Here is a 25,725-nt window from a genome sequence, read left to right as displayed (position 1 = left end):
GTACCCCTCCGGGCTACTCCTCCCGCGCCGCCGACGTACTGCCCATGTCCGGGTAGCGGTCCCCCGCCACCCGGCCCGCGATCGGCTCCAGCGCGGCCAGTTCGTCCGGCGTCAGGGTCAGCCGGGTCGCCGTGACGTTCTCCAGGAGCCGGCCGCGCTTACGGGTGCCGGGGATCGGGACCACGTTCAGGCCGTGGACCCCGGCGCGCTGCTGGACCCAGGCGAGGGCCACCTGGGCGGCCGTCACCCCGTGGGCGGCGGCGATCTTGTGGACGGGCTCCAGCAGGGCCGCGTTCGTCCGGGCGTTCTCGCCGGTGAACCGGGGCTGGTGCTTGCGGAAGTCGCCCTCGGCCAGGTCCTTGCCCGCGTCGGTGAAGGCCCCGGTGAGGAAGCCCCGGCCGAGCGGGGAGTACGGGACGAGCGTGACGCCCAGCTCGGCCGCCGCGCCGACGGCGCTCCTCTCCACGTCCCGGCTGAAGAGGGACCACTCCGACTGGAGGGCCGCGATCGGGTGCACTGCATGCGCCTCGCGCAGCTCCGGGCCCGTCACCTCGCTCAGCCCGAGCTGCTTGACCTTGCCCTGCCGGACCAGCTCGGCCAGTGTGCCGACCGATTCGGCGAGCGGGACGGCCGGGTCGCGGCGGTGCATGTAGTAGAGGTCGATGACGTCGGTGTTCAGCCGGCGCAGGCTCGCCTCGACGGCGGTACGGATGTACGCGGGGTCGTTGCTGATGCCCCGGTAGTGGGGGTCGTCGGTGCGGACGAGGGCGAACTTGGTGGCGAGCGTGATCTCGTCCCGGTGGGCCCCGGCGAACGGGGCGAGGAACTCCTCGTTGGCCCCGCGCCCGTAGGCGTCGGCGGTGTCGAAGAGCGTGACGCCCGCTTCCAGGGCGGCGTCGAGGGTGTCGCGGGCGGCGCGTTCGTCGGTGTCGCCGTAGAACTCGCTCATACCCATGCAGCCGAGGCCCTGGACACCGACCCGCGGTCCGCCCGCTCCCAGCTCCACGGTGGCGATCTTGTCAACAGTCATCGGACCCTGTGCCTCTCCGGCGCCCGGCGGGCGCCCGCGTAGAACTCGATCTTGCGGTCGAGGACGGCGAGGGTGTCGTGGAGCTCCGCGATCCGCGAGATCACATCGCGGCGGGTCGCCTCCAGCAGTTCCTGCCGTTCCTCGAAGGTGGACTCCCCTTCGCGGAGCAGCTCCGCGTACCGCACCATGTCGGCGACGGGCATCCCGGTCAGCCGCAGCTTGCCGACGAAGGCCAGCCAGTCGAGATCGCGGTCATGGAAGCGGCGCTGGCCCGTGTGCGAACGGTCGACGTGGGGCATGAGCCCGATGCGCTCGTACCAGCGCAGGGTGTGCGCGGTGAGCCCGGTGAGGGCGACGACCTCGCTGATGCTGTAGCTGCGTTTGTCCGTGCCTGTGCCCGTCATGTCCTCCACGCTAGATCCTTGGAGTGCACTCGAAGCAAGCGGAATCGACGTCGCCTTCCCGGAACCCCTTTCGAACGAACATGTCGCTTTTGTCCGAGATGAAGGAATGTTCATCCTGGCTTCATGTTCGTACCGCCCGGGACCGTCAGGGTGAACCCATGGCTTTCTCACCTCGTCTTGCGGCCCTGGCGGCCGTCGTCGCCGTACCGCTGGGCATAGCGGCCACCAGCTACGCCATGACCGACACCTCGGAGGCGCCGAAGGTGCCTCCCGCCGTTCAGCTGGACGAGAGTCCACGCCCCGCACCGCCGACGCCGAGCGGCACCCCCGCTCCGACCCGTACGCCGGACAGCTCCGTCGTCCCGGGCCCCTCCGCGGCCGACGACGACGATGACGACGACTTCGGTGATGACGGTTAGCCGGTCGCCCGTGGGCTTTCCGAGGATCTCCGCCCGGGTACGGATCCTGCTGTGGCTGCTGGTCGTGATGGCGGTCGCGCTGGGCGCGGTCGCCGTCACCGTCCGGTCGATCCTCCAGCGGGACGTGGACCACCGCATCAGCAAGCTGCTGACGCAGGAGACCGGCGAGTTCGCGAACTTCGTGCCCCAGGGGGTGGACCCGGACACCGGCGGCCGGTTCGAGACCGCCGACCGGCTGCTGCGCATCTACCTGCAACGCCAGTACGCCGACCCGGACGAGGAGCTGCTGGGACTGACCGGCCCGGCCGGCAAGGAGCCGGGCGTCATCCGGCAGCGCCGCGACCTGCCCCGGGACATCGCCCTGTGGAAGGACAAGGACTCGCTCACCCGCATCCGCGACTCCCAGGACTCCTTCGGCACGCTGCAACGCCCGCAGGGCGAACTGCGCTGGGCGAAGGTCGAGATCGGGCCGTCGGCGGGCGGGCAGCCCGGGGCGTTCGTCGTCGCCTTCCACCCGGAGCGCGAACGGGCCGTCGCCGACAAGACGTTCTGGATGCTGCTCGCCCTGTCCGGGATCGCCCTGCTGATGACGACCGGGATCGGCTGGGCCGTCGCGGGGCGCATCCTCGCGCCCGTCCGGCTCGTGCGGACGACGGCGGCGGAGCTGACCGAGCAGGACCTGACCCGGCGGATCCCCGTGGAGGGCCGGGACGACATCGCGGCCCTCGCCGAGACGTTCAACGCGATGCTGGACCGGCTGGAGCGGGCGTTCGCGGCGCAGCGGGTCTTCGTCGACGACGCCGGGCACGAGCTGCGCACCCCGATCACCATCGTCCGGGGCCACCTGGAGCTGATGGGCGACGATCCGGCGGACCGGGAGGAGACGGTACGGCTGGTCACGGACGAGCTGGACCGGATGAGCCGGATCGTGGAGGACCTGCTGCTGCTCGCGGGGGCCGAACGCCCCGACTTCGTGCGCCCCGAGCCCGTCCAGCTCGCGGAGCTGACCGCCGACGTGTTCGTGAAGGTGCGGACCCTCGGCGAGCGGGAGTGGGTGCTCGACGGGGTCGCGGACCGCGAAGTGCGGCTGGATCCGCAGCGGATGACGCAGGCGATGGTCCAGCTCGCGCAGAACGCCGTCCAGCACACCGTGCCCGGCCAGCGCATCCGCATCGGCTCCCGGGCGGACGCGGGGCACGTGGAACTGTACGTCGCCGACCACGGGCCCGGCATTCCGCCGGAGGACGCCGAGGTCATCTTCGAGCGGTTCCGCCGGGGCACGTCCCGGCGCGGGACCCGCACCAGCGGGGCCGGACTCGGCCTCGCCATCGTCAGGGCCATCGCGGAGGGCCACCACGGCGGCGTCGAACTGCGCCGCACCGAGGGCGGCGGAGCCACCTTCGTACTCACGCTGGAGACCGACTCATGAACCGCATCCTGATCGCCGAGGACGAGGAGCGCATCGCCTCGTTCGTCCAGAAGGGCCTGCGCGCCAACGGCTTCACCACGGTCGTCGCCGAGGACGGCGACCTGGCGCTCGGCCACGCGCTGACCGGCGGCTTCGACCTGATGGTGCTCGACATCGGACTGCCGGGCCGGGACGGCTTCACCGTGCTGCGGGAGCTGCGCGAGGCGCGCGTCACGCTGCCGGTGATCGTGCTCACCGCCCGCGACTCGGTCCGCGACACCGTGGCCGGTCTGGAGGGCGGGGCCGACGACTGGATGACGAAGCCGTTCCGCTTCGAGGAGCTGCTGGCCCGGGTGCGGCTGCGCCAGCGCACCGCCGCCCGCGCCCCCGAGGTCACCATGTTGCGCAGCGGCACCCTCGCCCTGGACCTGCGGACGCGCCGGGCCCGCGCGGAGGACCGGACGGTGGATCTGACGGCGCGCGAGTTCGTCCTGCTGGAGATGTTCCTGCGCCACCCCGGCCAGGTGCTGTCGCGCGAGCAGATCCTGTCCCATGTGTGGGGGTACGACTTCGACCCCGGCTCCAACATCGTGGACGTGTACGTCCGCGCGCTGCGCCGGAAGCTGGGGGCGGAACGGCTGGAGACGGTACGGGGCATGGGGTACCGGCTGCCGTAGGTCCGCTCGTTCGGACCGGGTCGGGGTTCCGGAGAGATGAAAAGTCCTTCACCGGCGGCTCATCGACCGCTCACCCCGCCTTCAGAGGCTGTACAGCGTGCCTCTCCTTCTCCGGCAGACCGTCGGCCTCTGTGCCGTCCTCGGGCTCTGCGCACTCCTCGCCGTCCCCGGCGTCGCCCCCGGCCTCAGCGCCGACGGGCGGCTCTCGCTCGCCGTCTTCGCCCTGGCCACCGCCGCCTGGATCGCCACCCCGGTGGACGACGCCTACATCGCGCTCGGTGCGGGCCTGGCGCTGACGGTGACGGGGGTGATCAGCAGCGAGACCCTGTTCGCCACGTTGGGCGACGAGACGGTGTGGCTGCTGATCTGCGCCTTCGTCCTGGCGGCCGCCGTGACCCGGACCGGTCTGGCCGGCCGGGCCGCCGTCTTCCTGGTCGGCGGGGCCAGGACCGTACGCCAGTTGACGCATCTGACCACGGCGGGGCTGGTCGTCACCGCATTCGCCGTGCCGGCCACGTCGGGGCGGGCCGCGCTCGCCCTGCCGGTGTTCCTGGCGCTGGCGGCCGCGCTCCGTGAGCGCAGGCGCCTGGTCGTCATGCTGGCGCTGCTCTTCCCGACCGTCATCCTGCTGTCCGCCGTCGCGACGCTGATCGGGGCGGGCGCGCACCTGATCACGGTCGGGGTGCTGTGGGAGCAGACCGGAAAGCAGCTGAGCTTCGTGCAATGGCTGGTCCTCGGGCTGCCGTTGGCCGTCGTATCGTCCCATCTCGCCGCCGAGCTGGTGCTGTTGACGACGACCCGTCGGGCCGACCGCAAGGGTCCGGTCACGATCACTGCGGCGCAGATCCAGGAGCACTCCGAGACGGCGGTCGAGGGCCCCTTCACCCCGGCGGAGTCCCGCTGCCTGTTGCTGCTGGCGACCGTCGTCCTGCTGTGGTGCAGCGAGCCGCTGCACGGGGTGTCGCCCGCCGTGGTCGCGCTGATCGGCGCGCTGGTGGCGACCTCGCCGGCGCTGGGGACGGTCCGCTTCAAGGACGGCCTGAAGACGGTCCCCTGGCCGCTGCTGCTGTTCATGGCCGCCACGATGGCGATGGGCGTCGCGCTCTCCGACTCGGGTGCGGCCGACTGGCTGGTGGGGTGGATACCGCTGGGGGCTTCCACGCCCCCGTGGCTGTTCCTGGCCGGAGTGGTCGTCGTCAGCACGGCCGCCCATCTGGCACTCCAGTCGCGCTCCGCCCGGTCCTCCGTCCTCGTGCCGCTGGTGGTCGCGGCGGCGATCGGGGCGGGGGTCAACCCGGTCACGGCGGCGCTGGCGTCCACGGCCGCCGCCGGTTTCTGCCACACCCTGCCGTCCTCGGCCAAGCCGGTCGCGCTCTTCGCGGACGTGCCCGGCACTCCGACGTACACCCCGCGCGACCTGCTGCGGCTGTCCGCCTTCCTCGCGCCGCTCACGGCGGCCCTCGTCCTCGCCTTCGCCCTCGTCGTCTGGCCGCTGCTCGGCGTGCCCGTCCTCCTCGATCCGAACGAAAGGCCCCAGCCATGACCCGTCACACCCACCGCATCGCCATCGCCCCCAGCGGCTTCAAGGAGTCCCTGTCCGCCGCCCGGGTCGCGGAGGCCATCGCCGCCGGGGTACGCCGGGTGATCCCCGACGCCGAACTGGACCTCATCCCCCTCGTCGACGGCGGCGAGGGCACGGCCGAGGCGCTGGCCCTGGCGGGCGGCGGCAGGCTGGTGCCGTGCACGGCGACGGGCCCGGTCGGCGACCCGGTCTCCTCGCACTTCGCGCTCCTGGGCGGGCCCGGACCGCTGACCGCCGTCGTGGAGATGGCGGCCGTCGCGGGCCTCGCCCTGGTCCCGCCGGACCGCCGCCACCCGGGCGCGACGACGACGTACGGTGTCGGCGAGCTGATCCGGGCGGCCCTGGACGCCGGGGCGCGGCGCATCCTCGTCGGCTGCGGTGACTCCGGTACGTCGGACGGAGGCGCGGGTGCGCTCCAGGCGCTGGGGGCCCGGCTGACCGACCGGCACGGGCGCGAGATCCGCCCGGGCGGCGGGTCGTTGCACGAGCTGGAGCACATCGACCCGGCCGGCCTGGACCCGAGGCTGGCCGACGCCGACCTGCTGGTGGCCTGCAACCCGTACAACGTGCTGTGCGGAAAGCGCGGCGTGGCCCGGGTGTTCGGCCCGCAGAAGGGGGCGACCCCGGCGGAGGTGGAGCTGCTGTCGGCGGGCCTGGAGCGGCTGGCCGCCGTCCTCACCCGGGACCTGGCCCCGGCCTTCGCCCCGTCGGCCGGTGCCCCGGTCGACCTGCGGACGGCCCCCGGCACGGGAGCGTCGGGCGGCCTGGGGGCGGGGCTGGCGGCCGTGGGCGCCCGCCTCCTTCCCCGGTACGACGTCCTCCTCGACGGCCTCGACCTGGACGCCCGTCTGGCCCGCGCCGACTTCGTGATCACGGCGGAGGGCGCGCTGGACCACCAGACCGTACGCGGGAAGATCCCGGCGGAGGTGGCACGCCGGGCGCAGGCGGCGGGGATCCCGGTCCTGGTACTGGCCGGGACGATCGGGCCGGGCGCGCAGGACGTACGGGCGGTGGGCGTGGACGCGTACAGCGCGATCCTGCCCGCGCCGATGACGCTGGGAGAGGCGATCGGCCGGAGCAGCGAGTTCCTGGCGGACGCGACGGAGCGGGCGATGCGGATCATGGCGCTGGGGACCCGGCTGGCCTCGGGGGCGCCGGTGACCCCGGTGGCAGCGTGAGGGCTGCGGTGCGGGGCGGCGGATCCGGGGCTTCCCCGGGGCCCGGGGCCTGCTTCCCGGGGCCCGGGGCAGGCTGCCGGGCACGGCCGTTAGGCTCGGGAGCATGGAGAGCCTGCGCATCATCGACACCTGGCCGGTCACGACCGCGGCGGCCGCCGTCGTACGGGCGGACGGCACGGTCCTCGGCACGCACGGGCCGACCGGCCACCGCTTCCCCCTCGCCTCGGTCACCAAGCCGCTCGCGGCCTACGCGGCGCTGGTGGCGTACGAGGAGGGGGCCGTCGAGCTGGACGAGCCGGCCGGGCCCGAGGGCTCCACGGTGCGCCACCTGCTCGCCCACACCAGCGGCCTCGCCTTCGACGAGCACCGGGTGACGGCCCCGCCCGGCAACCGCCGCCTGTACTCCAACGCGGGGTTCGAGGTGCTGGGCGACCACATCGCGAAGGCGTCCGGCATCCCGTTCGCGGAGTACCTGCGCCAGGCGGTCCTGGAACCCCTGGCCATGACCTCCACGACCCTGGACGGCTCCCCCGCCCGCGACGGCGTCTCCACGGTCGACGACCTGGTCCGCTTCGCCGCCGAGGTCCAGGCCCCGCGCCTGCTCGACCCGCGGACGGTCCTGGAGGCCCAGAGCGTCGTGCACCCGGGCCTCAAGGGCGTCCTGCCGGGCTACGGCCACCAGAGCCCGAACGACTGGGGCCTCGGCTTCGAGATCCGTGACTCCAAGTCCCCGCACTGGACGGGCGACTCGTCCTCCCCGGCCACCTTCGGACACTTCGGCCAGTCGGGCACGTTCCTGTGGATCGACCCGGTCGCGGGCGTCGCCTGCGTCACGCTGACGGACCGCGCCTTCGGCCCGTGGGCGGCGGAGGCGTGGACCCCGTTCACGGACGCGGTCCTGGCCGAGCTGTCCTGAACCGGCTGCCGCCCGACTCACCTCCGCCCGTGCCGAGTTCGCACCGAAATCCGGTTGCCCGCACCTCGGCCCTGACATAGCTTCTCGCCTGGCCCCGGGGTGGTCCAGACCAAGCCTCGGGGTGTCGAGCTACGTCAACGGGACTTCGATGACCGCGAAACAGGCCGTCCACCCCCCATCGAGCGACATCGACGAGGCCCCGCCGGACATCTTCTCCCGGCAGCACGCGGCGGCCACGCTGACCTTCGCCACGGTGATGTTCCTGACCGGGTTCGCCGCCCTGGCCGTGGTGCCCACGCTGCCGACGGCGGCCGAGGATCTCGACGGGGTGGCCCTGTTCCCGCTGGTGGCGGGCTGTTTCGTTGCCGCGAGTCTGCTCGGCGGGGTGCTGGGCGGGCACTGGGCGGACCGCTCCGGGGCCCGTCGCCCGCTGGCCCTCGGCATGGTCCTCTCCGTGGTGACGCTGCTGGTGTCGGCGTCCAGCGTGTCCGTCTGGCAGTTGGTGATCGGCCGCTTCGTCGACGGGCTGGCGGCCGGGATGGTCGCGGTGTCCGTGACGACCGCCATCGGGCAGTCGTATCCGGAGTATCTGCGGCCCAGGATGCTCGCGATGATGAGCGCGAGCTGGATCGTCCCGTCGCTGGTCGGGCCGCCGATCGCCGGGGTGGTCGCCGAGGCCTGGTCCTGGCGGGTGGTCTTCTACGGTCTGGCCGCGCTGACGGCACTGCCCGCCCTCGCCCTGGTGGCGGTCCTGCGCCGGGCCCCCGCGAAGGACGGGGCCCGGGCCGATGGCCTCCCGTCCGCCGGGGAACGCGCTGCCCGGCCCCCGCTGTTGGTCGCGGCGATGCTCAGCCTGGGCGCGGCCCTCGGCCAGTACGGCGTGTCCGGATGGGACCTGCGCCACCTGCTGTTCGTCGCCGCCGGTGTCGCGCTCCTCGTGGTCTTCGCGCCCCGGCTGCTGCCCGCCGGTACCTGGCGCAGTGCCCGCGGGCTGCCCACGGCGGTGCTGCTGCGCGGGCTGACGTCGGGTACGTACTTCACGGTCGAGGCGCTGGTTCCGCTGATGCTGATCACGGAGCGGCGGGTGGCCGCGGTGACGGTCGGCGTGGCGTTCACGGCCTCCGCGGTGCTGTGGGCGGGTGCATCGTGGGTGCAGGGGAAGCTTCTGCAGGACGTCGCCCGGCACCGGCTCGTCACGGCCGGCGCGCTGATCATGGCGGTGTCCGTGGCCTTCGCCGTGGCGGGCAGCTTCTCCGGGGTGTCGCCGCTCCTCGCGATGGCGGCCATGCCGCTGGCGGCGATCGGCATGGGCATGCTCGACCCCTGTGTCACGGTGCTCTCGCTCTCCCACAGCTCGCCGGACCGGCTGGGCCACACCACCGGTGCGATGCAGACCAACATGAACCTCGGTCAGGTCGTGGTCCTCGCGTTCGCCACCGCCGTGCTCAACGCCGGTCTGGCGGCCGGGGCGAGCCGGCTCGGCGGTTACGCGATCGCCTTCTCGCTGCTGCTCGTACCGACCCTGCTGGTCGCCGTCCTGGCCGCCCGCGCCCGGAAGGACTGAGCCGCGGGGTGCGCTGCTAGATTCGTCCGCCATGCGATCACGAGATTACGACCTCGAATTCCGGGAGCGGGCCGCCCGCATACGTGACTGGGGCACCATCCTGTTGGTGGTGGCGGGCCTGCTCTGGGGCTGGTGTGCCGTGCTGCTGATGACCGAGTACTCGGTCGAGACGCGCTCCGGCTTCGAGAAGGAGTGCGCGGCGCGGCTGTTCACGGACGGCGGCACCGCCAACGAGGGTGTGTACGCCGGGGATTACTGCGCGGACGAGCGCGACTGGCCCGAGGCGCTGGCCGTCCTCGGGCTCTCCATCCCCGTGGCGCTCGTGGGAACCGCGCTGTTCACGACCGGCAGCGTGAGCCGCCGGATGAGCGGGCACGCCCAGGCGATGCGCGAGCTGGACCGGCTGGCGGAGAGGCGCGCGAAGGAGTCCGAGGAGTCCGGGCGGTCCCAGGGGTGACCGGAGGCCAGGGCCTGTCGTCGAACAGGCCCGAGGGGAACCCTCCGGGAATTCGGTCGCGCCCCGCCGGGTGAGCCGTTAGCTTCCCTCCGGACGCCGGGGATGCCCGGGGCCACGACGAGGGAGCTTCGTATGAGCGGGCAGGAGCAACGGACCGACCGACTGGGCGTTCTGATCGAGCAGTTCGACCAGGCGCGGGAGATGGCCGAGGTCCGGCTGCGGGGGCTCGGCGACGAGGAGTACCTCTGGGAGCCCGCACCCGGCAGCTGGTCGATCCGGCGCCGGGAGGAGGCGGTGACGCCCCGGGCGTACGGTCCCGGCGCCTGGGTCATCGACAAGGGGGCGCCGGATATCCCGGCGAACGAGTACGCGGAGGTCGCGCGGCAGGTGGCGAGCGGGATGTCCGTCGTGAAGATCGCCGAGGACTGGAGCGTGAGCGTCGAACGGGTCGAGGAGGTCCTCGCGTTCACCGGTGAACCGGAGCCCGACGTCGTACCGATCACGACCATCGCGTGGCGGCTCGGGCATCTGCACTCCGACTTCGAGGGCCGCTGGCAGTGGACTTTCGGCGAGCGGCGGGAGGACCCACATCTGCTGGTCGACTTCACCCCGTCCGCCTCGCTCGCGCTGGAGCGGTTCTGGGCGACCCTCGACCGCCACCGCGCGAGCATCGGCGCGCTCACCGAGGAGCAGCTCGACACGGTCGGCCTCTCGCAGTACCCCTACGGCTCCGACCCCGACGACGCGTACATCGGCACGCTGGCCAACGGCAATCTGGAGCTCATCCACCACATGGCCGAGATCGCCCTGCTGCGCGACCTGTGGCGGGCCCGCCGGTAGCGACGGGCCTCAGCCCGCCAGCTCCCACACCAGCAGCTCCGCCGGGCCCGCCACCGCGACCGCCGCCAGGCCCCGGGCGTCGGTGATCCGGGCGGCGTCGCCGGGGCCCAGCTCCTCGCCGCCGAGGCCGACGCGGCCCCGCACCACGTGGACGTACAGGCGCACCGCGTCCGGGACCGCCGTGCGTTCGTCCTCGGTCAGGCGGCGGACGTGGAGCATCGCGCCCGCGCCGGGCAGGGCGTACGGGGTGGAGTCGGCGATGCCGGGCACCACGGTGTACGCGGGTTCGCCGCCCGGCTCCAGAGGCGCCAGCCACATCTGGAGGAAGGTCAACGGGTCGGTGCCGTCGTTGCGTTCGACGTGGCGGACCCCGGAGGCGGCGCTCAGGTGGGCCACGTCCCCGGCCCGGACGACGGTGGAGTGGCCGGCCGAGTCGCGGTGGGTCAGCTCGCCCTCGACGACCCAGGTGACGATCTCCGTATGGCTGTGCGGGTGCTCCTCGAACCCCGCGCCGGGGGCGAGGCGCTCCTCGTTGCAGGCCAGGATCGGGCCGAAGCGGAGGTTGTCCGGGTCGTAGAAGGGGCCGAAGGAGAGGGCGTGCCGGGTGTCGATCCCGGCGGCCTCGTCGCCGCCCCGGTAGCGGTCCTCGGACCGGTGCACGGATATCACCCGGCCACGGTAGCCCGGGGGACGCCGGTGCGGGTCCGGAGGCGGTGGCCCGGCAGTCCCGCCCGGTGTTCCGCTACCCGCCGGTACGGGGCAGCGTCGCCCCGCCCCACCGATCCACCGGCCCGATAAGGCAGTCTTGTCCTCGTGCCCCGACCCGATCCTGAGCAGCCCGCCACCCACGACGCCCACCTGCATGCCGCGACCCTGAAACGGCTGGAGCAGTCCTCCGGCCGGCTGGCCGCGAACGCGATTGCCCGTATGGACGAATCGCTGCCGTGGTACCGGGCGATGCCGCCGGAGAACCGGTCCTGGATCGGCCTGGTCGCCCAGGCCGGTATCGCCGCGTTCACCGAGTGGTTCCGGCATCCCGAGACCCCGCAGGCGATCTCGACCGATGTGTTCGGCACCGCCCCGCGCGAACTGACCCGGGCCATCACCCTGCGGCAGACCGTGGAGATGGTGCGGACCACGATCGAGGTCATGGAGGCCGCGATCGAGGAGGTGGCCGCCCCCGGCGACGAGTCGCTGCTGCGGGAGGCGCTGCTCGTCTACGCGCGCGAGATCGCCTTCGCCACCGCCCAGGTCTACGCCCAGGCCGCCGAGGCCCGGGGCGCCTGGGACGCCCGTCTTGAGTCGCTGGTGGTGAACGCGGTGCTCTCCGGCGAGGCCGACGAGGGCGCCGTGTCCCGGGCCGCCGCGCTCGGCTGGAACTCCCCCGAGCACGTCTGCGTCATCCTCGGCACCGCGCCCGACGGCGACAGCGAGCTGACCGTGGAGGCGATCCGGCGCGCCGCCCGGCACGCCAAGCTCCAGGTCCTCACGGGGGTCCTGGGCAATCGGCTCGTCGTCATCGCGGGCGGCAGCGACAATCCGCTCCAGGTCGCGAAGGGCCTGATCGGGCCGTACGCGGCCGGGCCGGTCGTGGCCGGGCCCGTCGTGCCGGACCTGCTGGCCGCGACCCGGTCCGCGCAGGCGGCGGCGGCCGGGCTGAAGGCGTGCTCGGCCTGGCAGGACGCGCCGCGTCCGGTTCTGGCGGACGATCTCCTCCCGGAGCGCGCGATGGCCGGAGACCCGGCCGCGCGGGACCAGTTGGTGGAGGAGATCTACAGACCGCTGGAGGAGGCCGGTTCGGCTCTTCTGGAAACGCTGAGTGTCTATCTGGAGCAGGCGAGCAGTCTGGAAGGCGCCGCCCGGATGCTCTTCGTCCACCCCAACACCGTGCGCTACCGGCTACGACGTGTGACCGACGTCACCGGATGGTCACCCTCTGATGTGCGCTCCGCGTTCACGCTGCGGATCGCCCTGATCCTGGGGCGCTTGGCCGCAGCGGATCCTCAGTCCTAGACTTTTGTTGGACTTCAACAATTCCCCCGACGGTTCTTCGTCCCTGTCCCCACGGGCGTGCGGAGCCGTCCACAAGAGAGAGTGTGAGGGTGCTCGTACTCGTCGCTCCCGGCCAAGGCGCTCAGACGCCCGGCTTCCTGACTCCCTGGCTCGACCTCCCCGGTGCCGCCGACCGCATCGCGGCCTGGTCCGACGCCATCGGGCTCGACCTTGCCCACTTCGGCACGAAGGCCGACGCGGACGAGATCCGCGACACCGCCGTGGCACAGCCGCTCCTGGTGGCCGCCGGTCTGCTCTCGGCGACCGCTCTGGACGCCGCCGCCCCCGACGTCGTCGCGGGCCACAGCGTCGGTGAGATCACCGCCGCCGCGCTCGCCGGTGTCATCGAGGACGAGGCCGCCCTGCGCTTCGTCCGGACCCGGGGGCTCGGCATGGCCGAGGCCGCCGCGGTCACCGAGACCGGGATGGCGGCCCTCCTCGGCGGCGACCCCGCCGTGTCGGTGCCGCACCTGGAGAAGCTCGGACTGACCCCGGCCAACATCAACGGCAGCGGCCAGATCGTCGCCGCCGGCACCGCCGCCCAGATCGCCGCCCTGGAGGCCGACCCGCCCGAGGGCGTGCGCCGGGTCGTCGTGCTGAAGGTGGCCGGCGCGTTCCACACGCACCACATGGCCCCGGCCGTGGAGAAGCTGCGCGCGGCGGTCGGCGACCTCACCGTCTCCGACCCGACCGTGCGCTACGTTTCCAACGCCGACGGCCACACCGTGGCCACCGGCACCGAGGTCGTCGCCCGACTGGTCGGGCAGGTCGCCAACCCGGTCCGCTGGGACCTGTGCATGGAGACCTTCCAGTCCCTGGGGGTCACCGCACTCGTCGAGCTGAGCCCCGGCGGCACCCTGACCGGGCTCGCCAAGCGCGCGCTGCCCGGTGTGAGGACGCTCGCGCTGAAGACCCCCGACGACCTCGACGCGGCCCGCGCGCTCATCTCCGAGCACGCAGGCGTCTAAGGAGCGAGCATGTCGAAGATCAAGCCCAGCCAGGGCGCCCCGTACGCACGGATCCTCGGAGTCGGCGGCTACCGCCCGACCCGGGTCGTGCCGAACGAGGTGATCCTCGAGACGATCGACTCGTCCGACGAGTGGATCCGCTCCCGCTCCGGCATCGTCACCCGCCACTGGGCCTCCGAGGAGGAGACCGTGGCCGCGATGTCGATCGAGGCGTCCGGCAAGGCCATCGCCGACGCGGGTATCGACCCCGAGCAGATCGGCGCGGTCGTCGTCTCGACCGTCTCGCACTTCAAGCAGACCCCGGCCGTCGCCACCGAGATCGCGCACCGGATCGGCTCGGGCAAGCCCGCCGCCTTCGACATCTCGGCCGGCTGCGCGGGCTTCGGCTACGGCCTCACCCTCGCCAAGGGCATGGTCGTCGAGGGCTCGGCGGAGTACGTACTGGTGATCGGCGTCGAGCGGCTCAGCGACCTCACCGACCTGGAGGACCGTGCGACGGCCTTCCTGTTCGGTGACGGCGCGGGCGCGGTCGTCGTCGGCCCCTCCCAGGAGCCGGCCATCGGCCCGACCGTGTGGGGCTCCGAGGGCGACAAGTCCGAGACCATCAAGCAGACGGTCGGCTGGAACGAGTTCCGCCTCGGCGACGTTTCGCAGCTGCCGCTCGACTCGAAGGGCGAGGTCAAGTTCCCCGCCATCACACAGGAGGGCCAGGCGGTCTTCCGCTGGGCCGTCTTCGAGATGGCGAAGGTCGCCCAGCAGGCGCTGGACGCGGCCGGGATCGCCCCGGAGGACCTGGACGTCTTCATCCCGCACCAGGCCAACATGCGGATCATCGACTCGATGGTGAAGACCCTGAAGCTGCCGGAGCATGTCACGGTCGCCCGTGACATCGAGTCCACCGGCAACACGTCCGCCGCCTCGATCCCGCTCGCCATGGAGCGGCTTCTGGCGACCGGTCAGGCGAAGAGCGGCGACACCGCGCTCGTCATCGGCTTCGGGGCGGGTCTCGTCTACGCCGCGACGGTCGTTACCCTCCCCTAGGCACACCGGACCTTTGGGTCCGTAGCTACGAAACACCGAAGAAACCCACCGAAGGAGCGCCAAGATGGCCGCCACGCAGGAAGAGATCGTCACCGGTCTCGCCGACATCGTCAACGAGATCGCCGGTATCCCGGTCGAGGACGTCAAGCTGGACAAGTCCTTCACCGACGACCTGGACGTCGACTCGCTGTCCATGGTCGAGGTCGTCGTCGCCGCCGAGGAGCGCTTCGACGTGAAGATCCCCGACGAGGACGTCAAGAACCTCAAGACCGTCGGCGACGCCGCCGACTACATCCTGAAGCACCAGGGCTGATCCCAGCCCGGCTGTGTCGCCACCCGGCGGTGGCGCCGCTGATTCACGACCCTCTACACGTGGAGAAGATTTTCCAGTGAACTCGACCAATCGCACCGTGGTCGTCACCGGTATCGGCGCAACCACTCCGCTGGGTGGCGACTCCGCATCGACCTGGGAAGGTCTGATGGCCGGCCGGTCCGGCGTCAAGCCTCTCGAAGGCGAGCGCTTCGCCGATCTGCCCGTCCGGATCGCCGCCCTCGCGGCGGTCGACCCGGGCGACGTCCTTCCCCGCCCGCTGGCCCGCAAGCTGGACCGCTCGGCGCAGTTCGCGCTGATCGCGGCCCGCGAGGCCTGGGCGGACGCGGGCTTCACCGCCAAGGCCGGCGAGGACGAGGCCATCGCGCCCGAGCGCCTCGGCTCGGTCATCGCCTCCGGCATCGGCGGCGTGATCACCCTGCTCGACCAGTACGACGTGCTGAAGGAGAAGGGCGTACGCCGCGTCTCCCCGCACACCGTGCCCATGCTCATGCCCAACGGCCCGGCGGCCAACGTCGGCCTGGAGGTCAACGCCCAGGCCGGTGTCCACACGCCCGTCTCGGCCTGCGCGTCCGGCGCGGAGGCCATCGGGTACGCCGTGGAGATGATCCGTACCGGCCGTGCCGACGTGGTCGTCGCCGGTGGCACGGAGGCGGCGATCCACCCGCTGCCGATCGCCGCGTTCGCCAACATGATGGCGATGTCCAAGAACAACGACGAGCCCGAGAAGGCCTCGCGTCCGTACGACACCGGCCGGGACGGCTTCGTCCTCGGCGAGGGTGCGGGCGTCGTCATCCTGGAGTCCGCCGAGCACGCCGCCAAGCGTGGCGCGAAGGTCTACTGCGAGGTGCTGGGCCAGGGTCTGTCGGCCGACGCCCACCACATCGCGCAGCCCGAGCCCACCGGGCGGGGCATCGCGGCCGCGATGCAGAACCTGCTGGACTCCAGCGACCTCAAGCCGTCCGAGGTGGTCCACCTCAACGCGCACGCCACGTCGACGCCGCAGGGTGACATCGCGGAGATCAAGGCGCTCCGGAAGGTGCTGGGCGACGACCTGGACCATGTCGCGATCTCCGCGACGAAGTCGATGACGGGTCACCTGCTGGGTGGCGCGGGCGGCATCGAGACGGTGGCCACCGTCCTCGCGCTGCACCACCGCACGGCACCGCCTACCATCAACGTCGACGACCTCGACGAGGCGGTCGAGGCGGACGTCGTGCGCGGTGAGCCCCGGGCGCTGCCCGAGGGGCCGATCGCGGCGATCAACAACTCGTTCGGGTTCGGTGGGCACAACGTGGTGCTGGCGTTCCGGTCCGTGTGACGCCAGGCCCTCCGGCCGCCTCTACGTGTGAAGCCCGCTTCCCGGTGTTCGGGAGGCGGGCTTCATCGTTCTTCGGGGCGCTGCCCCGGACCCCGCTCCTCAATCGCCGGAGGGGCTTGAAATGCGCCCCGGTCACCGCGAGGTCAGGAGCACCGGAGGGCTTGATTTGCCCGCCGGTCACCGCGAGGCCAGGAACACCGGAGGGGCTCAAACCACCTGGTGCAGCCAGCGGACCGGTGCGCCCTCGCCCGCGTGGCGGAAGGACTCCAGCTCGTCGTCCCACGGCTTGCCGAGCAGGGAGGCGATCTCGGCCTCCAGGTCGCTCTCGCCGCGCACCGAACGCGCCAGGGCCGCCCGCAGCCGGTCCTCGGGGACCAGGATGTCGCCGTGCATTCCGGTGACGGCGTGGAAGATGCCGAGGCCGGGAGTGGAGCTGTAGCGCTCGCCCTCGGCGGTGGGGCACGGCTCGGCGGTCACCTCGAAGCGCAGCAGGTCCCAGCCGCGCAGCGCGGAGGCGAGCTGCGAGGCCGTACCGGCGCGGCCCTTCCAGGAGAATTCGGACCGCCAGGTGCCGGGCGCGGCCGGCTGTCTGATCCAGTCCAGCTGGACCCGCACACCGAGGACGCCCGCCACGGCCCACTCGACATGTGGGCAGAGCGCGCGCGGTGCGGAGTGAACGTACAGGACTCCACGTGTCGTCACCGGAACCTCCCGTGTGGGACGAGGTACGCCTTCCCCAGCGGCCTCGCGTCCGTACCGCCTCTTTCCGGCCAGAGCCCGAGGTTGTCATCAGTAAACAGCATCGGGAGTTAATCTCCTGAAAAGGGACAGTATGTGACGTGACGTAATGTACCGGAGCCGTCCGTGTGTGCGCGGGCGGGCGGAACACCACTGGTTCGACGGGAAAAAGCTACCGTGCGCCGGGGCCGTCCGTGTGACGTACCGTCGGTCTCAGGCCCCTGATTCGCCGGGTTTCACCTGGCAGGGCGCGCACGGCCCCGACCAGGGGATCATGTGCTTGCCGGGGGCATGTCCAGAGGCATACGCCACAGGTTGACCGGAGGGGATCCGACCGATGCCGGAGCGTGCGACACGCCCACGGATGCGTACCGCTGCCGCCGCGCTGACAGCGCTCTCGTCGCTAGGCGTGGCGGCGCTGGCCGGATGCTCCGGTGGCGGCCCGGAGGGCGGCGTGTCGCAGAACGCGCCGGCGGCCTCGCGCAGTGCCTCGCCTTCCCCCTCCCCCACCCCGGACTGGAACCCCCGGCCGGGGTCGATCGCGGCGGTCGGGGACTCGATCACCCGGGGCTTCGACGCCTGTTCGGTGCTGGCCGACTGCCCGGAGGTGTCGTGGGCGACCGGCACGGACGACACCGTGCGCAGTCTCGCGGTGCGGCTGCTGGGCCCGTCGAAGGCGGCGGACCGGAGCTGGAACCTCGCGGTGTCGGGGTCGCGGATGGTGCAGTTGCCCGAGCAGATGGCGCGGGCGGCGAAGGAGCGGCCGGAGCTGGTGACGGTGATGACGGGCGCGAACGACGCGTGCCGGGACTCGGTGCGGCTGATGACGCCGGTGGCGGACTTCCGGGCGTCGTTCGAGGCGTCGATGCGGCAGCTGCGGGCGGGGGCGCCGAAGGCGCAGGTGTACGTCTCCAGCGTGCCGGACCTGAAGCGGCTCTGGTCGACGGGGCGGGTGAACGAGCTGGGCAAGAAGATCTGGGACCTCGGGATCTGCCAGTCGATGCTGGCCGACGCGGACGATCTCGGGCCCGCCGCCGTGGCCCGGCGGGACGCGGTGCAGGACCGGGTGGTGGCGTACAACGAGGTGCTGCGGGACGTCTGTGCGAAGGATCGATACTGCCGTTACGACGGCGGGGCGGTGTTCGACTTCCGGTTCACCGGGACGCAGCTCAGCCCGTGGGACTGGTTCCACCCGAGCCGCGACGGCCAGGCCCGGCTGGCGGAGATCGCCTACCGCAACGTCACGGCCGCGGAGCCGCCCGCGTAGGGTCGATGACCATGACCAGCGGCACGGACACGGACACGGCGGTACAGGCGGAGGACTTCGGCGCTCTCGCGGACGGGACGCCCGTGCGCCGGTGGACGCTGGAGCGGGACGGGGTCCGGGTGCGGATCCTGACGTACGGCGCGATCGTGCAGTCCGTGGAGGCGCCGGGCCGGGACGGCTCCCGGGCCCCGGTGGCGCTGGGGCTACCGGATGTCGGCGGGTACGAGGAGTTCCCGGGCCCCTACTTCGGCGCGGTGGTCGGGCGGTATGCGAACCGGATCGGGGGCGCGTCGTTCGAGCTGGACGGGCGTACGCACCGGCTGACGGCCAACGAGGGTGGTACCCATCTGCACGGCGGGGCCAGGGGCTTCGACAAGCGGGTGTGGGACGCGGTGGCGGTGCCGGGCGGGGTGCGGATGTCCCTGGTCTCGGCGGACGGGGACGAGGGGTATCCGGGGCGGCTCGACTTCTCGGTGACGTACACCCTGGAGCCGGGCGGGGCCCTGGTGCTCGGCTACCGGGCGGTGACCGACGCGCCGACCGTGCTGAACCCGACCAGCCATCTGTACTGGAACCTGGCGGGCGCGGACAGCGGAAGCGCGCTGGGGCAGCAACTGCGGATCGCGGCGGGGTACTTCACCCCGGTGGACGGGGCGTCGGTGCCGACCGGTGAGGTGGCGCCGGTGGCCGGGACCCGGTTCGACTTCCGCCGGACGCGGGCGGTGGGCGCGGGGTACGACCAGAACCTGGTGCTGGACGAGGGGGCCCGGGGCGGGGACGCCGTCGCCGCCGAGCTGTACGACGCCTGGTCCGGGCGGGTGCTGACCGTACGGACCACCGAGCCGGGGCTCCAGCTGTACACGGCCGACCACTTCGACGGGCGGCCGTTCGGGCCGTGTGCCGGGATCGCGCTGGAGACGCAGCACTTCCCGGACTCGCCGAACCGGCCGGAGTTCCCGTCGACGGTCCTCCGGCCGGGCGAGGAGTTCGCCTCGCGCACCGTGTACGCGTTCTCGGTGCGCTGAGACGCTCCTCGTACGGTGCTCCGCTCAGCGGGCCAGGCCCAGGGTGACGCCGAGGCCGACCAGGACCGAGCCGATCGAACGGTTCAGCGCCTTCTGCCGGCGCAGCATCGCGCCGCGCAGCCGGGAGTGCGAGAAGAACAGGGCGACCAGGGCGAACCAGCCGAGGTGGGCTGCGGACATGAACAGCCCGTACCCCGCCTGCTGCCACAGCGCGGTGTCCGGGCCGACGACCTGGGTGAAGGTCGCGACGACGAACAGGGTCGTCTTCGGGTTGAGGGCGTTGGTCAGGAAGCCGCTGCGCAGCGCCCCGAACGGGGAGAGCCCCGGCCGGTCCGACAGGTCGACGTCGAGGTCGGCGCGGGCCAGGAAGGTGCGCACCCCGATGTAGATCAGATAGGCGGCGCCCGCCAGCTTGACCGCGGTGAACAGGGCGGTGGACGAGGCGATGAGCAGTCCTACGCCGAGCATCGTGTACGTGACGTGGACCAGGACGCCCGCGGCGACCCCGGCGGCCGCGAGGACGCCGGTGGTGCGCCCGTAGAGATAGCTGTTGCGGACGACCATCGCGAAGTCGGCGCCCGGGGAGACGACCGCGAGGACGGTGATGGCGGCGACCGCCAGCAGCTCGGTCACGCGGACCATGCCCGGGGCGTCGGAGCGTCACCGCTGCCGGTGGTACCGGGCCCGGGTCCGGGACCGGGCTCCGGATCCGGAGCCGGAGCCGGAGCCGGAGCCGGAGCCGGGTCCACCAGGTCGCGGGCGAGCAGGGTGGCCCCGGCGACGGCTCCCGGCATCAGGAACACCGCGACGAACGGGATCAGGAAGGCGAGGACCAGCGGGACGCCGAAGCCGAGCACCAGCATCCGGCGGCCGCGGAGCAGGACGAGGCGGTCCCCCAGGACCATGCCCCGGCGCTGGAGGGCGACGGCGGTCAGCTCCTCGGCCAGGAAGAAGCCGGAGACGCAGAAGCCGATCGCGGGGACCACGGTCTGCCCGAGGACCGGGATGAAACCGCAGGCGAAGAGGATGATCCCGTACAGCGCGACGCGCAGCAGGATGCGTACGGAGTCGCGGGCGGAGATCCACAGCTCCCGCCAGAGCGGCAGTCCGGATTCGGGGACCTCGCCGCCCTCACTGCGGTCGACCTCCTCGGAGAGCGACTCGTAGAAGGGCTGGCCGACCAGGAGGGTCACGGCGGTGAAGGTGATGACCGCGAGGAACAGGCCGAAGACGAACACGAGCGCGGTCAGCCCGGTGCGCAGGATGCCCTGCCAGGGTGAGGACCAGTCGTCGGCGAACGGGGTCGCCCAGCCGACGAGGTCGTCGGCCCCGTAGCCGAGTCCGATCAGCGCTCCGGCGTAGACGACGAGGGTGACGAGTCCGGGCAGCAGCCCGAAGCCGAACCATCGTCCGTGCTGGGCAACCCACCGTTGCCCCTTCATCAAGTAACCGAAACCCGCCCCGAGATCACTCATGGGCGTCAGCGTACGGCGTGGGAGACGCGGCGAGGACCGCACCCCGGGGTGGGGTGCGGTCCTCGCGCGTGGAGTCCCTGGCGGTCAGGCGACCGAGAGCTCGACCTTGATGTTGCCGCGGGTGGCGTTCGAGTACGGGCAGACCTGGTGGGCCTTCTCGATGAGCGCCTGCGCGGTGGCGGCGTCGACGTTCGGGATGGAGGCGCTGATCGCGACCTCCAGGCCGAAGCCGCCGGCCTCGGTCTTGCCGATGGAGACCGAGGCGGTCACGGTCGAGCCGGAGATGTCGGCCTTCTCCTGGCGGGCGACGACGCCCAGCGCGCCCTGGAAGCACGCGCTGTAGCCGGCCGCGAAGAGCTGCTCGGGGTTGGTGCCCGCGCCGCTGCCGCCCATGGCCTTCGGCGGGTTCACGACGACGTCGAGCTGACCGTCGTCGGAGGAGACCCGGCCGTCGCGGCCGTTCTCGGCGGTGGCGACGGCGGTGTAGGCGACGTCGATCTTCTGGATGGTCATGGTGTGACGATTCCTCCGGTTGGTGCGCCGCGACTCGCGCCCACGATCGCGACGGCCTGCGGATGAGCCTAACGCGTGGCCGCGTCCGGCAGACGGCAGGAGGCGGGTCAGACCAGGGAGACGATCATCTTGCCGGTGTTCTCGCCGCGCAGCAGGCCGACGAACGCGTCGTACCCCTTCTCGATGCCTTCGACCTCGGTCTCCTGGAACTTCAGCTCGCCCGAGGCCAGCCAGCCGGCGACCTCCTGGACGAACTGCGGCTGGAGGTCGGAGTGGTCGCTCACCAGGACGCCCTGGAGGCGCAGCCGCTTGCCGATGATCATCGCCATGTTGTTCGGGCCGGGGGTCGGCTCGGTGGCGTTGTACTGCGCGATCATGCCGCAGATGGTGGCGCGGCCGTGCACGTTGAGCGAGGAGATCGCGGCTTCGAGGTGCTCGCCGCCGACGTTGTCGAAGTAGACGTCGATGCCGTCGGGGGCGGCCGCCTTGAGCTGGTCGCGGACCGGCCCGTTCTTGTAGTTGAACGCGGCGTCGAAGCCGTACTCCTCGACGAGGAGGTTGACCTTCTCGTCGGAGCCCGCGGAGCCGATGACCCGGGAGGCACCCTTGAGCTTCGCCATCTGGCCGACCTGGCTGCCGACGGCCCCGGCCGCGCCGGAGACGAAGACCGCGTCGCCCTCCTTGAAGGAAGCGACCTCGAAGAGGCCCGCGTAGGCGGTGAGTCCGGGCATGCCGAGCACGCCGAGGTAGGCGGAGAGCGGGGCGACGTCGGGGTCGACCTTCACCGCGTGCTTGGCGGGCAGGGAGGCGATCTCGCGCCAGCCGAGACCGTGCAGGACGTGGTCGCCGACGGCGAAGCCCTCGGCGTTCGAGGCGATGACCTCACCGACCGCGCCGCCGTCCATGGGGTGGTCGAGCTTGAAGGGCGGGGTGTACGACTTCACGTCGTTCATCCGGCCGCGCATGTACGGGTCGACCGAGAAGTACTTGTTGCGGACGAGGATGCGGCCTTCGGCCGGAGCGGCCACCGCGGCCTCACGCAGCGCGAAGTCCTCGGCCTTGGGCCAGCCGTGCGGGCGGGCGACGAGGTGCCATTCGCGGCTGGACGTGGGAAGTGCTGCAGACATGGGCTCGGGTTCTCCTCAATGTCCTACGGGGGGGGTGAGCCTCCGCGCCGTGCGAGCACGGCACGAAAAGCTTCATGACATGAAACAACCATGCTCCTGAATATTTCATGATGTCAAGTAAATCGGTACGCTGTCGTCCATGGCCACTCGCACAGACACCCTGACCCTCGAGGTCGTCGAGCTCATCGGCACCGTCGTGGCGCGCTACCACGAGGAGTACGACCGGGCCGCCGCCGAGCACTCCCTCACGGGCGCGCAGGCACGGGTGCTCGGGCTGCTCTCGCTGGAGCCCCTGCCGATGCGGAAGATCGCCGTCAGGCTGAAGTGCGAGCCGTCGAACGTCACCGGGATCATCGACCGGCTGGAGGCCCGGGGCCTGGTCGAGCGCCGGCCCGATCCGGCCGACCGGCGGGTGAAGCTGGCCGCGGCGACGGACCAGGGCCGGCGCACGGCCCGTGAGCTGCGGGACGCGCTGGACTTCGCCCGGGAGCCGCTGGCCGGGCTCTCCGACGACGAGCGCACGGTGCTGCGGGATCTGCTGCGCCGGATGCTGGGCGAGGAGGCCCCGTAGCCGTCGCGCTCACCTGCCTACGTGCACCACCAGAGGAAGCGGGTGCAGGTCGGGGACGGGGTCGGGCTGGGCGTCGGCTCCGCCGGGGGCGGCGGGGGTGCGGGCGCGGTCGTCGGCTCCTCCGGGTCGCCCGGGCCCGGCGGGTCGGCGGGCGTGCTGTCCGGGGCCTCGGACGGGTCCGCCTCGCCGGGGTCCGGGGAGGCGGTGGGCTCGTCCGCGGTGGAGGCGGTGGGGCTGGGCGAACCGGACGGGTCCGGGCTGTCGCTGCGGGCGTCCGCCGGTTTCGCGTCCGTGCCGGGGCCGGTGGCCGCCCCTGCCGGGGAGCCGACCGGGCCGGGATCGAGGGGTGCGTCGGCGGAGGTGTCCGCGGGCTCGGGCTCGGCCGGGTCGGCCGGCGCGTCGCTGACGAAGTCGGCCGCGGTGTCGTCCCGCCCGGGCTCCAGGGCCAGTTCCGCCAGGCTCAGGGCGCCCGCCGCGAGGAGCAGCCCGAGAACCCCGAGCAGCACGGTCCGGCCCCGTCTGCGGTGGGTGCCGCGGGCCCGCCGCCGGGAGCCGGGGCGGGGCTCACGGGCGACCTCGCGCCGGGAGGCCCGACCGGTCTCGCCCGCGGTGCCGCTGCGGGCCCCTGAGCCGGCCTCGACTGCGACGCTGCGGCGGGACACCGCATCGGGCTCGCTCCGGGGCTCCCGCCCTGCCTCGCCCGCGGGGCCGCGCCGGGACTTCCTCCCGGCCTCGCGCCGGGCGTCCCTCCGCGTGCGGCGCGGGCCGTCGGTCTCGTCGGCCGGGGCGACCGTCCCGTACGGCTCGTCCGGGACGGAACCGGCGGCCGCGGGCATCGCGTAGGGGCCCAGCGCCTCGGCGGGCGTACCGCACCCGGCGCAGGCCAGGGCTCCGTTGAGATGCCGTCGGCACGGGTGGCAGTAATCCATGGCGCCCGCAGGTTAGGCGGGCGCGGAACAACCGGGGAACCCGCCCAGGTGAGGATTGTGTGAGGAAGCCGGGATTCCGGGGACAGCCGGTCCGATACGCCTGACACGCGGGAGGATGGGCGGCATGAGCACTCCCGCCCCCTTCGGCCCGCTCCAGTTCCAGCTCGTCCTGCTGCGGCGGATGGCCGACTTCCAGCCCGGCCTGGCCGAGGACGCCCGGCACGAACTGAGCGCCTCCCTCGCCGACATGCGGGAGGCCAACCGCCGCTGGCAGGCCATGGTGCGGGCGCCCCGGGGCCGGGGATCGCTGCGGCGCTACCGCGCGGTCCTCGGCGAACCGGAACTGATCCTGCCGCGCCGGGTCGGCGACCTGGAGTGCGAGGCGCTGCTGTGGCCGGTGCCGCTCTGGCCCGATCTGCGGTTCGAGGTGATGGCCGGTCCCGGTGGCGCCGTCTGGAACGAGTGGCTGGTCCGGGCCCCGGGCGCGGCGGGCCCGGAGCTCACCTCCGTAACGGATCTGCTCCCCTGGTCGTGCACCGTGGACGAGGCGGCCCGGGCCTTTCCCCCGGCCCGGCCGATGGAGGGCAGCGCCCCGACCCGGTGGGCGCTGGCCGTCACGGATCCCGAGTCCGGCCGGGAGCGGGTCGCCGAGTTCACCTGGGGGCTGTTCCAGCGGCTGCTGCCGAGCCCCTGAGCTGAGGAGCCGTCAGCTCCCGCTCCCCTTCCGGCGCATCTCAACGCGCGCGACGGGCCGGACAGCGCGACCATGCAAGGAGAGACCGGCCGCCCGCCGGTGCCCCCTCCATCCGCGCGCTCGGGAGAATCGCCGTGACCGTCAGCCTTGAGCAGTTGCAGCGTTGCCATGTCGCCGTCGACCTCGGGGCCGCGAGGACCCGGGTGTACGTGAAGGGGCTCGGGCTCGTCGTCGACGAACCGAGCGTCGCCGCCGTCAACACCCGCACCGGCTCCCTCATCGCCGTCGGCGCGCTCGCCGAGCAGATGACCGGCCGCACCCCGGAGTACATCCGGGTGGCCCGCCCGGTCTCCGGCGGGACCGTGGTCGACATCGAGATGGCCCAGCGGATGCTGCGTCATCTGCTGGGCGACAAGCTCCGCCGCCAGTTGCGCCGCAAGCCGCGGCTGCGTGCCGCCGCCTGCACCCCGCACGAGGCCGATCCGCTGGCCCAGCGGGCGACGGTGGAGACCCTGGTCGGGCTCGGCGCCCGCCGCGTCGAGCTGGTGGACACCCTGATCGCGGCGGCCGTGGGCTGCGGGCTGCCGGTCGAGCAGCCGACCGCCACCATGATCATGGTGTGCGGGGCCGCCACCACCCAGATCGCGGTGCTCTCGCTCGGCTCGATCGTGACCGCCGTACGGATCCCGGTGGGCGGCAACGCGATCGACGAGGCGATCATCCAGCATCTGCGCCAGCAACACGAGCTGTTGCTGCCGAGCCAGTCCGTGCGCCCGCTCCAGCTGGCGCTGCACGGCAACGGCCTCCAGCTCACCGGCCCCGCCCTCACCGAGATCCACGGCCGGGACGTGGCGACCGGGCTGGCCCGCTCGGTCCAGGTCGACACCGCCGCCGTACGGCAGGCCATCCACACCCCGCTCACCGCGGTGCTCGACGGGGTGGGCAAGGTGCTCCGCGACTGCCCGCCGGACCTGGTGGCCGACCTGGCGGACCGCGGGATCATGATGGTCGGCGGCAGCGCGCTCCTCCCTGGCCTCGACCAGATGCTGCGGGACGCGACCGGGATGCCGGTGCACATCGCGGAGCGCCCCGACGTCTGCTCGGTGCTCGGCCTGGGCGCGATGCTGGACGGCAAGATCCAGCCGATGGTCCTCAACCCGCTGGCGGGGTGAGCGCGTCGGCGCGGACGCCCGGGACC

The 25,725-nt window shown here is 72.6% G+C and carries 28 protein-coding genes; 19 read left to right on the top strand and 9 right to left on the bottom strand.

The features are described 5' to 3' along the window. Positions 1 to 13: 13 nt before the first annotated feature. Together IE140_RS07270 and IE140_RS07265 are read right to left on the bottom strand one after the other, a co-directional pair. A complete protein-coding gene (locus IE140_RS07270; protein ID WP_150195262.1) occupies positions 14 to 1,030 on the bottom strand; it encodes an aldo/keto reductase in 1,017 nt (338 codons plus the stop codon). Continuing rightward, positions 1,027 to 1,434 (bottom strand): MerR family transcriptional regulator, encoded by a 408-nt coding sequence (locus IE140_RS07265; protein ID WP_032762277.1) that lies wholly within the window; start codon positions 1,432 to 1,434, stop codon positions 1,027 to 1,029. The genes IE140_RS07270 and IE140_RS07265 overlap by 4 nt, the downstream gene beginning before the upstream one ends. Positions 1,435 to 1,592: 158 nt before the next feature. Here IE140_RS07265 and IE140_RS07260 point away from each other — a divergent pair, with 158 nt between their 5' ends. The 9 genes from IE140_RS07260 (at position 1,593) to IE140_RS07220 (ending at position 10,475) form a co-directional block, all read left to right on the top strand. Next, a complete protein-coding gene (locus IE140_RS07260; protein WP_088574317.1) occupies positions 1,593 to 1,853 on the top strand; it encodes a small hydrophilic protein in 261 nt (86 codons plus the stop codon). Continuing rightward, complete coding sequence (locus IE140_RS07255; RefSeq protein ID WP_176741778.1) at positions 1,843 to 3,282, top strand: sensor histidine kinase; 1,440 nt, start codon at positions 1,843 to 1,845, stop codon at positions 3,280 to 3,282. Before IE140_RS07260 ends, IE140_RS07255 begins: the two co-directional genes overlap by 11 nt. Further along, entirely contained in the window at positions 3,279 to 3,938 is a 660-nt protein-coding gene (locus tag IE140_RS07250; protein ID WP_010057476.1) for a response regulator transcription factor, read from the top strand. Before IE140_RS07255 ends, IE140_RS07250 begins: the two co-directional genes overlap by 4 nt. Before the next feature lie 97 nt (positions 3,939 to 4,035). Then, the gene (locus IE140_RS07245; protein WP_150195260.1) at positions 4,036 to 5,481 is read left to right on the top strand and encodes an SLC13 family permease; all 1,446 of its coding nucleotides are present in this window, start codon (positions 4,036 to 4,038) and stop codon (positions 5,479 to 5,481) included. Next, the gene (locus IE140_RS07240; RefSeq protein WP_032776058.1) at positions 5,478 to 6,698 is read left to right on the top strand and encodes a glycerate kinase family protein; all 1,221 of its coding nucleotides are present in this window, start codon (positions 5,478 to 5,480) and stop codon (positions 6,696 to 6,698) included. Before IE140_RS07245 ends, IE140_RS07240 begins: the two co-directional genes overlap by 4 nt. Positions 6,699 to 6,801: 103 nt before the next feature. Further along, positions 6,802 to 7,614 (top strand): serine hydrolase domain-containing protein, encoded by an 813-nt coding sequence (locus tag IE140_RS07235; RefSeq protein WP_150195258.1) that lies wholly within the window; start codon positions 6,802 to 6,804, stop codon positions 7,612 to 7,614. A gap of 148 nt (positions 7,615 to 7,762) precedes the next feature. Then, a complete protein-coding gene (locus tag IE140_RS07230) occupies positions 7,763 to 9,178 on the top strand; it encodes an MFS transporter (protein WP_150195256.1) in 1,416 nt (471 codons plus the stop codon). A gap of 31 nt (positions 9,179 to 9,209) precedes the next feature. Then, the gene (locus IE140_RS07225; protein WP_150195253.1) at positions 9,210 to 9,635 is read left to right on the top strand and encodes a hypothetical protein; all 426 of its coding nucleotides are present in this window, start codon (positions 9,210 to 9,212) and stop codon (positions 9,633 to 9,635) included. Between the two features lie 132 nt (positions 9,636 to 9,767). Further along, complete coding sequence (locus IE140_RS07220) at positions 9,768 to 10,475, top strand: DinB family protein (RefSeq protein WP_093441919.1); 708 nt, start codon at positions 9,768 to 9,770, stop codon at positions 10,473 to 10,475. A 9-nt stretch (positions 10,476 to 10,484) separates the two neighbouring features. Here the strand turns inward: IE140_RS07220 and IE140_RS07215 are convergent, their stop codons facing one another. Then, the gene (locus IE140_RS07215; protein WP_093441916.1) at positions 10,485 to 11,144 is read right to left on the bottom strand and encodes a pirin family protein; all 660 of its coding nucleotides are present in this window, start codon (positions 11,142 to 11,144) and stop codon (positions 10,485 to 10,487) included. 144 nt (positions 11,145 to 11,288) lie between these two features. Between IE140_RS07215 and IE140_RS07210 the strand changes: the two genes are divergently transcribed. From IE140_RS07210 to fabF, 5 genes are all read left to right on the top strand, one after another. Next, positions 11,289 to 12,488, top strand: coding sequence for a PucR family transcriptional regulator (locus tag IE140_RS07210; RefSeq protein ID WP_150195251.1), 1,200 nt, complete (start codon positions 11,289 to 11,291; stop codon positions 12,486 to 12,488). An 89-nt stretch (positions 12,489 to 12,577) separates the two neighbouring features. Further along, entirely contained in the window at positions 12,578 to 13,495 is a 918-nt protein-coding gene (locus IE140_RS07205) for an ACP S-malonyltransferase (RefSeq protein WP_109178406.1), read from the top strand. 9 nt (positions 13,496 to 13,504) lie between these two features. Continuing rightward, positions 13,505 to 14,536, top strand: a complete 1,032-nt coding sequence (locus tag IE140_RS07200; RefSeq protein WP_093441911.1) for a ketoacyl-ACP synthase III — start codon at positions 13,505 to 13,507, stop codon at positions 14,534 to 14,536. 64 nt (positions 14,537 to 14,600) lie between these two features. Continuing rightward, positions 14,601 to 14,849 carry an acyl carrier protein gene (locus IE140_RS07195; RefSeq protein ID WP_032776045.1) on the top strand — a complete coding sequence of 83 codons (249 nt, stop codon included), beginning with the start codon at positions 14,601 to 14,603 and terminating at the stop codon, positions 14,847 to 14,849. A gap of 76 nt (positions 14,850 to 14,925) precedes the next feature. Continuing rightward, entirely contained in the window at positions 14,926 to 16,188 is a 1,263-nt protein-coding gene (gene fabF / locus IE140_RS07190) for a beta-ketoacyl-ACP synthase II (protein WP_032761949.1), read from the top strand. A 207-nt stretch (positions 16,189 to 16,395) separates the two neighbouring features. On the opposite strand, the gene IE140_RS07185 is transcribed toward fabF, so the two are convergent. Beyond that, entirely contained in the window at positions 16,396 to 16,890 is a 495-nt protein-coding gene (locus IE140_RS07185) for a DUF3145 domain-containing protein (RefSeq protein ID WP_032761950.1), read from the bottom strand. Between the two features lie 400 nt (positions 16,891 to 17,290). Here IE140_RS07185 and IE140_RS07180 point away from each other — a divergent pair, with 400 nt between their 5' ends. Both IE140_RS07180 and IE140_RS07175 read left to right on the top strand, forming a co-directional pair. Further along, a complete protein-coding gene (locus IE140_RS07180; RefSeq protein WP_176741777.1) occupies positions 17,291 to 18,193 on the top strand; it encodes an SGNH/GDSL hydrolase family protein in 903 nt (300 codons plus the stop codon). A gap of 5 nt (positions 18,194 to 18,198) precedes the next feature. Then, positions 18,199 to 19,218 (top strand): aldose epimerase family protein, encoded by a 1,020-nt coding sequence (locus IE140_RS07175; RefSeq protein WP_150195249.1) that lies wholly within the window; start codon positions 18,199 to 18,201, stop codon positions 19,216 to 19,218. Between the two features lie 24 nt (positions 19,219 to 19,242). Here the strand turns inward: IE140_RS07175 and IE140_RS07170 are convergent, their stop codons facing one another. From IE140_RS07170 to IE140_RS07155, 4 genes are all read right to left on the bottom strand, one after another. Further along, positions 19,243 to 19,851, bottom strand: a complete 609-nt coding sequence (locus tag IE140_RS07170) for a LysE family translocator (protein WP_030577685.1) — start codon at positions 19,849 to 19,851, stop codon at positions 19,243 to 19,245. After that, entirely contained in the window at positions 19,848 to 20,693 is an 846-nt protein-coding gene (locus tag IE140_RS07165) for an EI24 domain-containing protein (RefSeq protein ID WP_150195247.1), read from the bottom strand. The genes IE140_RS07170 and IE140_RS07165 overlap by 4 nt, the downstream gene beginning before the upstream one ends. Before the next feature lie 84 nt (positions 20,694 to 20,777). After that, positions 20,778 to 21,206, bottom strand: coding sequence for an organic hydroperoxide resistance protein (locus IE140_RS07160; protein WP_006124225.1), 429 nt, complete (start codon positions 21,204 to 21,206; stop codon positions 20,778 to 20,780). A gap of 107 nt (positions 21,207 to 21,313) precedes the next feature. Further along, positions 21,314 to 22,333 (bottom strand): NADP-dependent oxidoreductase, encoded by a 1,020-nt coding sequence (locus IE140_RS07155; protein WP_150195245.1) that lies wholly within the window; start codon positions 22,331 to 22,333, stop codon positions 21,314 to 21,316. Between the two features lie 139 nt (positions 22,334 to 22,472). On the opposite strand from IE140_RS07155, the gene IE140_RS07150 reads away from it, so the two are divergent. After that, positions 22,473 to 22,904 (top strand): MarR family winged helix-turn-helix transcriptional regulator, encoded by a 432-nt coding sequence (locus tag IE140_RS07150; RefSeq protein ID WP_032776036.1) that lies wholly within the window; start codon positions 22,473 to 22,475, stop codon positions 22,902 to 22,904. Positions 22,905 to 22,921: 17 nt separating this feature from the next. Here the strand turns inward: IE140_RS07150 and IE140_RS07145 are convergent, their stop codons facing one another. Then, positions 22,922 to 23,833, bottom strand: a complete 912-nt coding sequence (locus IE140_RS07145) for an SCO2400 family protein (RefSeq protein WP_189460198.1) — start codon at positions 23,831 to 23,833, stop codon at positions 22,922 to 22,924. A gap of 124 nt (positions 23,834 to 23,957) precedes the next feature. Between IE140_RS07145 and IE140_RS07140 the strand changes: the two genes are divergently transcribed. Next, a complete protein-coding gene (locus tag IE140_RS07140; RefSeq protein ID WP_150198568.1) occupies positions 23,958 to 24,527 on the top strand; it encodes a hypothetical protein in 570 nt (189 codons plus the stop codon). A 134-nt stretch (positions 24,528 to 24,661) separates the two neighbouring features. After that, positions 24,662 to 25,699: a rod shape-determining protein gene (locus tag IE140_RS07135; RefSeq protein WP_093441897.1), complete on the top strand. Its 1,038-nt coding sequence runs from the start codon at positions 24,662 to 24,664 to the stop codon at positions 25,697 to 25,699. The last annotated feature ends 26 nt before the right edge of the window (positions 25,700 to 25,725 follow it).

Source organism: Streptomyces parvus, from assembly GCF_014648875.1.
Classification (GTDB): domain Bacteria; phylum Actinomycetota; class Actinomycetes; order Streptomycetales; family Streptomycetaceae; genus Streptomyces; species Streptomyces parvus.
The sequence above is the reverse complement of the archived record's forward strand: the minus strand, read 5'-3'. Positions and strand labels throughout refer to the sequence as shown.